Source organism: Oleiphilus sp. HI0128 (assembly GCF_001635365.1).
The window spans coordinates 1-11,356 of the sequence record NZ_LWGG01000320.1; the positions used below are offsets into that span (position 1 = coordinate 1).

Below are 11,356 nucleotides of genomic sequence, written 5' to 3' on the forward strand. Positions count from 1 at the left end.
TGGAAAAATATCTTATGGCTTATATATATATCACTACCCAATTATTCATTTAATTGAACGATATGGTGGCGAAATGTCTAATAGCGATCGTATTTTGGGATACGGAGGAGGGCTAGCTTTAACATATATGATATCTAGTGTGTCTTATAAATACTTTGAAAGCCCGATACTGGTACGTAAGAGTCGATACTCCTAAATAGTATATGGAGTATACACTGTCATCATGTGTGGCTTTTATGGGATCAAAGATTTGCTTTCGTGAACTACAACTAACAAAAGCGTCTTAATTGTAGTTCACGGAAAGTTACTTAATTTAGTGTCAAGTTGTGACTCTTCTGCACAGGCGAATTGTTTTCCAAAGTATCATACAGTAATTTCGAATGTTCAAGAGGGTTCTTGACCGGATCCCAAATAGGAAAGAACCGCCGTTTAACGCTACTGACGATACGGTCTAGTAGGTTTGCAACTTTTATTGGAAGAAAAGCCCAGCGTAAAATTATGTATAGTCTTCTGCGCTGACACCAAAAATAGACCGATTCTTCTGCATACCATTTGTACCCCCAGCGCTTTTCAAATAGATCGTGTGAGTATTTTCCGATTTTTCTATTCCAGCGAAGGTCAAAATACTTTAGGTCGCTTAGGTTAGCTCGTGTGCCCAGGTTATCAAAGTAGATGACTGAGCGTGGTTCGGCATAGAGCTTCTCTCCCTTTGCCTGAAGCTGCATGCCAATATCCAGATGTTCACGAATTGTCATATGTGGCAGTTCAATGTTTTGTAAGGCTTGTGTATTAAACATGACGCCATGTAGTTCAAATGCTTGAGTCGGCACGGTTTCTTTTGGCATGTTTTCAGGCAGTTCACGGCGGTAAGGCTTATGCTCGATAAGATAAGTTTTACCTTCAACTTCAATCGTGCGGATCTCAACGGTATAGATATGGTTACGGGTATAGTCTCCGTCGACACCATCTTTCTCTAGCGTTAGTGGGGAGATAACAGCAGCACCTGTTTTTTCACCAGTTTCGATAAGTGGTGGGAGCCAACCTTCAGAAACTCTTGAGTCATTATCTAGCAGAAAGGTAAAGGGAGTTTTGATTTGGTCGCGTATTTTGCTGATTCCTTCTAGTGGGATTATGCGCCCGTGAGAAATAATCTTGGCGTTATCCTTTCCTGCAATGGCTTCTTTGGCTAAAGCGATTTCACTCGAAGGGTAACCTAAATCAAGAATGATCAGGTCAAATAGCGAACTGTCGGTATGCTCATAAACGTTTTTGATACAGTCAGAGAGACCGCTATAACGATCCCTGGGAGAAATCACTAATGTTACTTTTTTCTGGCTCATTCCTTAGACCTCAGTTTTGATAATCGGGTGGAATGAATTTTATACGTATAAAAAACGCGGGTATTTGACCTTGGTCAGTCTTTGTTCAGAAAAAGAGCTAGAGCTCGCTAGAGTTTATAGGTGAAATTTATATCTACTCGTTTATAAACTTTCTTTAAGAGGTTGAATGTTCAGGTAGTCTTTGAGGTGGTTTATCCAGATGTCATAACCAGATGAGCTCAGATGCAAGCCATCTCCGATATGATGCTTTGAAGATAAGTGGCCTGACTTATCCAGCAATTCATTGGGTGGAGGGATGAAGGTTGTGTTTAGGCTGTGTCTGAGTGCTTTGTTTAAGAGTTGGTTAGTTTGCTTGATTGGTGCTTGGTGCTGTAATTTCTGATTTCGTTCTAGGGATATAGGGAGTATTCCTGAAATATATATGTTTTGTGTTTCTGGTGTTATGTCAATTATTTTTAGTATGTTACTTACGATTTGCTCAGGAGTAAGAATGCTAAGATCGTTAGTACCAATACAAATAATAATAGTGTTAGCAATTTGGCTTGAACGATATTGAGATAATCTATTTAACAAACCTTCAGTTGTATCGAAACCAATACCGTAGTTCTCGCTTCTATCTATAATCGCGCTAGTATTTAAGCCTTGTATCATGCTATCTCCGAAGAATGCGATAGACTCGGGAGAGGTATTTCCATCTCGCCTTAACTGGTGGGCGAGTGTTGCTTTATAGGTGGGACTATTAACGTAGGGGCGTTGCTCTAGGCCAAGGTCGATTAGCACTTTTTGAAATGTATAAGTTTTATTGAACAAGAATGCGGCAAATACGTGAAGAGCAAGTAAGTAGATGCCGAATAGAGCTTTGTGTTTAGAGCTGATCACGATAAACTTTCTCCAACTTCTGAATCTGGTCAGAGAGTAAGAAGTGATCCAGGGTTCTTTGGTGGGCCTGTTCTCCTAACTTTTGTGCGAGCGAGTCGTTATTTAAAAGTAAATCTAACTTTTCTGCCAATACCTTGGGGCTTTCTGGTGGTACCAAAATGCCAGTTTCTTCATTAATGATGATGTCAGGGATGCCGCCAACCTGGGTTGCCAGTGTCGGCTTATGGCATATGCCAGCCTCGATGAAAACCAAGCCGAAACCTTCTTCTCGGGAGGGTTGTAGAAAGATATCGCAGGCCTGCATCCAATCCATTACATTGGTGACCTGGCCGAGTAGGGTGATTTTATCTTCCAGGCCTTTATCTCTAATGTGCGTTCTAAGTCGCTCATAGTCTTGAGGTGCCCCGTCGCCAGCAATGTATAGGTGAGTGCTATCGAGAACCTTAGGGGACTTTTGTTTCAATAGTGCTAAGGCTTCGATACTGTCGTCATGCCCTTTAATGGGCCCTAAATGACCTGCAGAGAATAAAATACGCCCATTAAGTGCTAACTTGTCTTTTGCTGCTTGTGTCGCATTACCTTCAGGTTGGGGTACTTCGCTTAGTTCTACGCCACCATGAATGGTGGTTGTTTTTTTATCGTTTATACCAAGCTGATTCACCATGCGCAGCTTTCTCTCATTCGATATAGCGATGTAATGATTCAATAACCAAGCAGAGAGTTTGTTCTTTAGGGTGGGTTGATAATAACGTAGTTCTGAGCGGTGATAAGTACCGATTATTGGTTTTCGTGTTAACTTACATGCGAGACCTGCATAGAGTGCAGAAGCTTCACAATGCGCATGTACAATATCGATCTTCATTGTTTTTAGTGTGTTGATTAATTGCCGGATCAGAGCGAAATCAAACTTGCCTTCTTTCTTAGTGAGGCACAGCCAGTTAGTGCTGTCCTGGTGTTGTTCTAACACCCACGAAGGTGGTGGCTCAAACGATGCAAGAAAGACGGAATGACCAAGTGCTTCAAGACCAGATTTCTCTTGGCTGATTCGTTTCGTTCGGCCACCTTTGTCTAGAGAATTTGCGACGATTAAAATATTAATGGTTTTGCTCCTTCAGCAAACATATCGGTTACTTTATTTCGTAGCGTGGCTTTTTTGCTCTGGCGCATTACCGCCAAAATCATCATATAGTAAGCGAGACTGTTCGTTAGGGTTACTTAAAGGGTCCCAGATGGGAAATAAACGCCTTCTAACTGCAAAGAAAACTCGGTCAATTTTGTTCGCTAGGCCGTTAGGAATATGCATCCACCTTAAAACCAGGAATATGCGTCGCCTAATCGCCCAGTTATATATGGATTGCTCAGAGTAGAAGTTATAGCCCCATCGCTTCTCAAATAGTCGGCTGGATGACTCAGTGATTTTGCTGTTCCAGCGTAAGTTAAAGTATTTAAGGTCTGAGAGGCTGGCACGAGTGCCTAAGTTATCAAAGATAATATTGCAACGAGGCTCTACATAAAGCTTTAGGCCTCGGTTCTTCAGCTGCATGCCGATATCCAGGTGCTCTCGGATAGTCATGTGCGGGAGTTCAAGGCTTTTCAGGACTTCGGTATTGAACATAACGCAATGAAGCTCAAACGCTTGGCTTTCAGTCACTTCTTGCGGCAGGTCTTCTGGTAAGGTCCGACGGAAGGTCTTTTCTTCGATCAGGTAGGGAGTGTTTTCTACATCGACTGCACGTAGTTCGGTGGTAAAAAGGTGATTGCGCAAGTCTGCACCTTCATCAACGCCAGAGGATTCCAGGGTTACGGGGTAGATGACAGCTGCTTCTTTTTGGTCACCTGTTTCGATGATAGGCGGTAACCAGCCCTCAGTTGTGCGTGAATCGTTATCTAAGAAAACAGTGTATTTAGTATTTATTTCGTTTCGCACTTTCGACATTGCATCGATTGGGATGATAAAGCCGTAGTCGATAATTTTGGCGTTATCTTTTCCTTGCAGGGCCTTTTTTGCTAACTCTATGATCGACTTAGGGTAGCCTAGGTCAAGTATGATTAGGTTGAACAGTTTTGAATCGGTAAACTGGTAGACGTTTTCGATACACTTTTCTAAGCCGGTGTATCTGTCCCTAGGTGAAATAACAATAGTAACTGGTTTTTGAGCTAGATTTTCCATAGTCGACCCAAGTAAGCAATGTAACAATAATAATTCAGAATAGTTTTATACTCGATTCTACGATAGAGTAAAGTGAAATTATCAAGACATGAGCGAAGGATTCACATTATATGGCAGTAAACGGTGGCGCAAGGGTTCTACATGTTCTTTCTAGCCTTAAGGTTGGTGGTGCTGAACGCTTTGTATTGGACTTATCGGCGGTACAAGAACAAGCCGGTGATCATGTTGAGGTATTTTCCTGCTCTTCCGAAGAGTGTGCATTAGATACCGAAGCATCAAAGCAATCCCTGAATTGTATTTTATCTTCAGGTGACCGTTTTCGTGACTACAAGGCGGTATGGCACTATTTCCGTACAAAGTCTTCCAAAAGCGTATTGCATATCCATAGTCCATTTGGTTTACGCTTTTTTGTTCCTCTATTGCCTTTTCTATTTTTGTTGGGGGTTCGAATAGTTTATACAAGGCATGGAATCGCTCCTTTGGCGAGTAAGAAGTGGCGTTTAATTCATCGTTTCGCCAACTTGTTTGTATCTTGGGTGACTTTTGTCTCTGATGCAGGGAAGAAGGCTTTCTACAATACGCACGGTTGGAAAGAGTCAAAACTTGTGACGATTAGCAATGGTGTGTTTGTACCACTGCAAGTGGCTAACATCGAGTCAACGAAGCTTCGTATAGGTTCTGTGGGGCGCATGGTGGCATTGAAAGGGCAGAAAGGCCTGATCAATGCGGTTAGTCGGTTGGATGCTACATTGAGAGAAAAGATAGAAATCCACTTCTTTGGTGATGGTCCTGAACGCAGCAAGTTAGAAGCTTTGGCTTTAGAGGCTTTGAACGATGGGCAGTGTATATTTCACGGGATGGAGCTTGATAGAGATAAGGTGTACGGCTCTTTCGATGTCTTGGCGGTTTGCTCTGAGCAGGAAGGGCTTTCTTTGGCCATTATGGAAGCTATGGCGAGAAGAATACCCGTGATAGCGACAAATGTGGGGGATAGCCCTAAGTTAGTATTGGATGATCAAACCGGCTTTTTATATGAGTATGCTGATGTTGAGAACCTGACAAAACTTATTACACAATTATGTGAAGATGATGAGTTGCGTCGAAGCTTGGGTGAAAAAGCAAGGGAGCATATGATTGAGAACTTTTCGTTGGAGTCTGCTAATGAAGAGTATCAAAAGTGTTATCAAGGCTAAACACTTTGCCTGTGAAAGCTGAAGAAAGGGCTGGCTTTAGTTCCGAGTGTTGTCTAATTTTGTAGCGCTCGGTTAATGCTCCTTCACTGACGGACTAGCCGAAGCGAATAAATGTGCCGTGGTGGCACCAATAAGCCCGCCTAGCGATGCTAATAAGCAGTCAGTTAAATCGACATAACGACCAATAACGAGAACTTGCAGTAGTTCAATGCTCAATCCATATAACAAGGTGACGGTAAGAATTACGAGCGTTTTATATTTTAGACTCAGGTATAGTGATAATAAGCTGCCAAGGGGTAAATAGAGTAGGACTTCTCGAACGATGTCAACTGCGGCGCCAATTGACCGTGCTGAGAAGTGAGCCTTGAAAGGTATGACGTTGCTATCGTAGATAAGCTTTTGTTTTATTGCTTTGAGTGATAACTCAAAATCAAAGGGAGATAGCGCCACGGAAAATAAAAATAAAGAATATAAAACGATAGACAATAGTACATCATACTTTTGTTTATCCTTGCTATTTACGTGCGCACTGGGCTCCTGGTATAGCTTGATGCATAACAATGAAATAGATAAGCCTATCATCGATGCCATATAAGGCATGAATATATCGCTCCTGCCTGACTTTATAAAAACTTCTGATACTTCAATGCACAATGAAAAGAAAAGGCAGTGGACAGCGGGTACTAGAATGTTAGGTGTTTGGCGTTTTATTTGAATATGTGCGCTTAAAAAGGCAAGTGGTATGAATATGATACAATTCAACGTTAAGTACTGCCAATCTACTGATGCGGATGAAAAGTGGAAAAAGGGGTCAAGAATCAAGCGTGGCATGTCACTGTTTTGACTGTTTAGCTTTGCATAGATATCAGATAATGAGACGGTGATATTAAGAGGTAGTAAACAGGTTATATAAGCGACCGCTATATAGATAAACCGGATTCCAGATATGTTTTGCAATGCCGCATTATCTGATTTTTGCTCTATACCAAGTAAGCTAGAAGGTGAAAAGTGAAAGTGCTTTAGTGCAATATAGGCGACAAAATAGCTCGTGATAAAACCTGAAGTATTTGATATTACGTCTGAAATATCGGAATAGCGCCCAATAAATGCTTGCGTTATTTCAACTAGTGTACTGACTAAAAAACCAACAAACAGATAGGGGCTCATTAATCTAGGAGAGGATTTACTCGCTATATATAGGGAACAAAGAAAGCCCAATGGCATATACAGCAGTATGTTCGTAGCAACATCTCTTAGGTTGTGAAAATTAAAAGAAAATGCACTCCCTTTTTCGAGTAGGGTCTGGATTGCACTTTCTGTGCTGGGTGCCTTTCCTGTTAGGTAAAAGCTTGCCGCTAGAATAAATAGTAAATATAGAAGTAGAAGAAGCCCAAAGCTTAGTCGTGTTATATTTGGGCTTGTTTGTAACGGCATTTGAGTTTCCCTATTTCTGTTAAGAGTAAATAATAGCTTTAGACTTTACCACTCAATAGCTTGGCGGCCACTTTGAATAGGAATACTTTTATGGCGTCACTGATCTTTTTGTCACCGGATATAGGGCTTAGCTTGATTCCCAGTCTCCTCTTAACTAATTCATTAAAGCGCAAGGCTAAGCCTTTCTTCTGAGTTTCTTTCGTGTTGAAGATAATTGATACTGAGGCTGAAACTTCATCGCATGTTTTTACCCAGTGTGGTGCTAAATAGGGAATATGAGCGCCTTCACCTGGCTTAATAAAAGTTTTTGTTGAGGTGTTAACAAATTCGTCCCGTAAGCTTGGTGCTACTTTATGGGTTTTGGCTACAAATGTTTCCAGTTCATCATCACTAATTTGTTCTTTATTCCAGGGTTCCCACGTATAGACTTCTTTAGTGCCCGTAAGTTGCATAAGGAAAGTGCTATACCGGTCGATGTGATAAGGCGTTGTGCCATTTGGTGACGTGATAAATAGATAGAGTGTTGAGTCAGTAATTTCTGTACCTAGTTCTTGGGCAAGTTGTTCAAGGTCGTTCTTTAGCCCTGTAAATAGCTCTTTATATTGTTCGTCAATTTCAGGACTTCTAACCATCACAAAAGAGTCTGAAGTCGCCAGATTTTCCAGTGCGTGCTCTAATGAGCATTCTATTTTATGTTCTTTATGAGCTGTATCAAGATTTGCATTGATGTCGACTTTACTAGAGCTGGCATACACGTGCTCCGGGGGAAGTCTGAGGACTAACTCAGATAGACTATCAAGTGATGCTAGAGGTGTCTCCACTACAGACTGGTTAAATTTGAATGACCTTTTGTTGAAGTCGGAGAACTGCTGTTCTTGATCTAGTTTTATGTATTTATACATTTTGCATTCCTTTTTCTCTAGTACTCTTAGTGGAAGAGCTTGTGCGGCTAGCTATTTCTTGAAAATCTACTTATTCACTCGTTTTTTGATAACACGGGCAGAATCACACGCAGTATTTCTTCTTCGGATAAAGGGCTTAATTGAAGCTTAAAACCTTGGTTAAGTTGTTCGATCAGGTTATTTAACCAAAAGCCGTTGTAGACTGTTCCAGCATGATAGTCGGCCAATATCAGGTTGCTAGGGTGATCGCCTTGACGACTCTTAATGGTGACCTTATCAGCTAATCGGGTTTCAAGGTTTATGGGCTCATTATAACGGTCACTATATCGCTTTATTTGCCAGGCGACATCATCTATGAATAATACGCGTTTCTTATCTTGAACGTAACTTTTTAGCTGACGATCAAAACTACCCAGGACTTGGTCTCGGTTTTTGATGTTTTCTAATGTTGGCCAATGTTTATAGCTTTCGGTTAAATTGCAGTCTCGACACATACCAAGAACAGCGACCTTTACAGAAGGGTGGCTCGCCAATAATTGCTCGGTTGCCTCGGTGATCTGACGGACACACTCACTGACAACGTCTTTAGCTGTCTTGTCTAAGCCGCTGACTCCCCATTGTTCTAATAGTTTGGTTGAGCCGAGATTGTTTACGCCGATTCGAATGATGACCAGCCCCTTTTCCCAGAAGTCCGGAGAGCGCTGCAAGCGAGAGATCAGCCATTTTGCTTGATAGGGCCAGCCTTCAAGCAAAGACTGACAGCGAAGTCCGGAAACTGCATAGTTATAGTCGAAGTCTAATTTCTTGGGGGCTCGGGCAGGGAGCTTAAGCCAGTTCTTGATTCTTGCCCAGCGGTAACTTTCACCCCATGTCCCGAATGCTCCAAGATTAACTTGCTCAGATCGAAATCTGTCCCATAGTGCTGGCCAGTTGTAAGTGACGCTATGGAAGTCGCCTCCTCTAGCTTTATTGTCATATTTATCTCGATAGCTATGACTGTCTGAATCACCTAATATTGCGACAGGAAACGCAGCATCACCAGGATCAGAAGTATCGATGCCTGTCTTATTCAGGAATAGCCAGTACGAGGCAAAAACCATTACAAAAAAAAGGCCGATGGTGGTGGTTGTTGGTTTAATCGAAAGCATCCTTGCCTCACTTTAGTAATGTCTGCTTAACCAGTTTTTAATCGCGTCGAACAAGCTGTGCTTATCGTTCAGCATGAAAAAAGTATGGTCAGCTTTGGGGAAATAGACTTCTTCAAATATTTGCGTGAAGAACTCGCCAGGAAATGCATCTTTCATTTGTCCCTGATAGTTGTAGTAGGACTGTACCCCTCCGCTGTAGACATATAGGCACTTGGCTTCGCGTTGATGCAATACTTCCATGTCGGCCTTATATTGACTTTTTTCCGGCAAGCGCCAGACATAGTCATCAACATTATTTGCTTGATTATCGCTCGATTCTGAAGACATAGCTTTGGTTTTAGTCAGCCGCTTAATTAAAGCCTTAATCAGGTTGAAGGGCTGAGATAGCTTTTTGAGAAATTTCACACGATTAAACTTTGGACTTAGGTAACCATAGCCATCTATCCAAACTAAACCTTTGACACGATCATCCTTTACAGCAATTTTGTGAGCGTTCTCGGCACCTGTACAAAGGCCAAAAGAAATTACACTGCAGTGGTTAAACTGAGCTTCAAGGCAATCCAAGGCTGCAAGCATATCCTTGGTAATTTGCTCTGTTCGAGAAGAAGGTGATGCGATGCGGGTGCTATCACCTTGCCCACTCAGGTCAAATCGAAAGCTGGCATACCCTAGATCAGCCAAGAATTTTGCGAGATGTACATGCAAATTGAAAGGGCCTGATTTATGAACTGCACCAGCATTAATTATCAAGAAACAAGGCTTCTTGCAGTCTTCTTCTGGAGCAGTATAGATACCCTGAAGGTGGTGCTGTGGGCCAAAGCTCTGAATTTGTTCAATCATTGACTTAAGCTCTTTAAAATAAATTGGTTGATATTATGTGTTGAGATTGAGCGGTCAATGTCCTTGTAGAAGTACCAATTGCCTTCATCATCAATATGTTGGTAGTTGATATGCTGCCCACCTGTCGCACTTAAGCTTTCATCTTCGGTCGTTGAGATGACGGTGCATGGCGTATCATTAAGGCTATTGAGTTGGTCTGCCAGTCTTAGAGAGTCTATTTGCTTTTGTAATTTCGTACAGTATTGATAGCCAAGGTATTCACCCTGTTTTAGGTCACTGCTTTTCCTTCTAACACTGAAATGCCAGTTTTGAGTAAGTACTTGTTTTTGCAGAGTGTCTAATTTACCAAGATAGTCGGAGCCATTGAGAATCGGGTCCCAAAGGACTAGCTCATTAAACTGGCACTTTGTATTGGCTAATGTAGCAATTGAGGCGCCTAAACGTGAGGCGACACAGACCACCTGCTCAACGCCTGCTCGGGCTTTTAGCTCCTCATATGCTTTGATAAGGTCTTGTTGCCATTCTTCGATACTTTGAGTAGAAAACTCACCAGTGGAGTCACCCACGCCGTGGTAGTCAAAACGCATGCAATAAAAGCCTTGTTTAGCGAGGCTAGTGGCAAGTAGCTGGGTCATTCGATAGTTGCGAAAATACTCATGTCCGATCGGAGAGCTGAATAATATTGCTTTGCTACGATAAGCGCCCGCACCAGGCTCATGTATTACGCCGTAAAGAGGTAATTTACTATCACCGAAGAATACTGGGTGGATTGTTTGCGTTGCGGGAGAATGTAGCTCTGTTTTATTGGTTTCGTCAGAAAGACCTTTAGCCGCTGAGCTTTCTGTAGCGGCTGTTTTTGTGGTCTGATCTATTAGCTCAGCTAGTTGATGTAAGCTTTCCAGTAGTAAGTCTCGAGGCTTCAGTTCAACGTTAAAATGCGCTTGCACTTTATGAATAACTTGAATGGAAAGTAATGAATGGCCGCCGATATCAAAGAAATTATCGTATTTGTTAATATCATGGTTCCCGCATACTTCTCCCCAGCAGAGAGCTAACCACTTTTCTGTGCTTGTCTCGGGGCCTTGACGCGATTCACCGGCAGACATTTGAGTTAGGTTCCAGCTTTGCAGGACTTTTCGATCAAGCTTGTTGTTAAGGGTGCGTGGTAACTCCCCGAGTGCTTCAAGGTGCTGCGGCACCATGTAAGGGGGCAATTGCTGTCGCAGGTGCTCACGAAGTTCACTGAGACTAATCGGGCTATTCTTCCATACAACATAAGCGATGAGCCGCGTATCGCCGGCACGGACTTCTCGTACGCTTAAGGCGCAGTCGTCAATGGCGTCGTGTTGNCGCATAAGCGTCTCAATTTCACCCAGTTCTATTCGGTAGCCGCGTACTTTGACTTGCTGATCCAGTCGTCCCATATACGTAAGGGTGCCGTCGTGGGTGT

General features: G+C 42.4%; 11 protein-coding genes. 2 read left to right on the top strand and 9 right to left on the bottom strand.

Annotated elements, in window-relative coordinates; all coding sequences use genetic code 11:
- Positions 1–196: acyltransferase (locus tag A3763_RS29435; protein ID WP_231872092.1), on the top strand; the 196-nt coding region annotated here is incomplete at its 5' end.
- 112 nt (positions 197–308) lie between these two features.
- On the opposite strand, the gene A3763_RS04030 is transcribed toward A3763_RS29435, so the two are convergent.
- The 4 genes from A3763_RS04030 to A3763_RS04045 all read right to left on the bottom strand — a co-directional run bounded on the left by A3763_RS04030 (position 309) and on the right by A3763_RS04045 (position 4,389).
- The gene (locus tag A3763_RS04030) at positions 309–1,340 is read right to left on the bottom strand and encodes a glycosyltransferase family 2 protein (protein ID WP_068511696.1); all 1,032 of its coding nucleotides are present in this window, start codon (positions 1,338–1,340) and stop codon (positions 309–311) included.
- Positions 1,341–1,481: 141 nt separating this feature from the next.
- The gene (locus A3763_RS04035; RefSeq protein ID WP_068511700.1) at positions 1,482–2,219 is read right to left on the bottom strand and encodes a GDSL-type esterase/lipase family protein; all 738 of its coding nucleotides are present in this window, start codon (positions 2,217–2,219) and stop codon (positions 1,482–1,484) included.
- Positions 2,206–3,318, bottom strand: coding sequence for a glycosyltransferase family 4 protein (locus tag A3763_RS04040; protein WP_369820135.1), 1,113 nt, complete (start codon positions 3,316–3,318; stop codon positions 2,206–2,208). Before A3763_RS04040 ends, A3763_RS04035 begins: the two co-directional genes overlap by 14 nt.
- A 33-nt stretch (positions 3,319–3,351) precedes the next feature.
- Positions 3,352–4,389, bottom strand: a complete 1,038-nt coding sequence (locus tag A3763_RS04045; RefSeq protein WP_068511706.1) for a glycosyltransferase family 2 protein — start codon at positions 4,387–4,389, stop codon at positions 3,352–3,354.
- Between the two features lie 110 nt (positions 4,390–4,499).
- On the opposite strand from A3763_RS04045, the gene A3763_RS04050 reads away from it, so the two are divergent.
- Positions 4,500–5,582 carry a glycosyltransferase family 4 protein gene (locus A3763_RS04050; RefSeq protein WP_068511708.1) on the top strand — a complete coding sequence of 361 codons (1,083 nt, stop codon included), beginning with the start codon at positions 4,500–4,502 and terminating at the stop codon, positions 5,580–5,582.
- A gap of 72 nt (positions 5,583–5,654) precedes the next feature.
- Here the strand turns inward: A3763_RS04050 and A3763_RS04055 are convergent, their stop codons facing one another.
- From A3763_RS04055 to A3763_RS04075, 5 genes are all read right to left on the bottom strand, one after another.
- Entirely contained in the window at positions 5,655–7,016 is a 1,362-nt protein-coding gene (locus A3763_RS04055; protein ID WP_068511709.1) for a VanZ family protein, read from the bottom strand.
- A 38-nt stretch (positions 7,017–7,054) separates the two neighbouring features.
- Complete coding sequence (locus A3763_RS04060; protein ID WP_068511712.1) at positions 7,055–7,918, bottom strand: JmjC domain-containing protein; 864 nt, start codon at positions 7,916–7,918, stop codon at positions 7,055–7,057.
- A gap of 74 nt (positions 7,919–7,992) precedes the next feature.
- Positions 7,993–9,066, bottom strand: coding sequence for a hypothetical protein (locus tag A3763_RS04065; RefSeq protein WP_068511715.1), 1,074 nt, complete (start codon positions 9,064–9,066; stop codon positions 7,993–7,995).
- 12 nt (positions 9,067–9,078) lie between these two features.
- Complete coding sequence (locus tag A3763_RS04070) at positions 9,079–9,906, bottom strand: alpha/beta fold hydrolase (RefSeq protein WP_068511716.1); 828 nt, start codon at positions 9,904–9,906, stop codon at positions 9,079–9,081.
- Positions 9,903–11,356, bottom strand: a 1,454-nt coding sequence (locus tag A3763_RS04075) for a phosphopantetheine-binding protein (RefSeq protein ID WP_231872093.1), incomplete at its 5' end; no start/stop codon positions are given. The genes A3763_RS04075 and A3763_RS04070, both read right to left, overlap by 4 nt.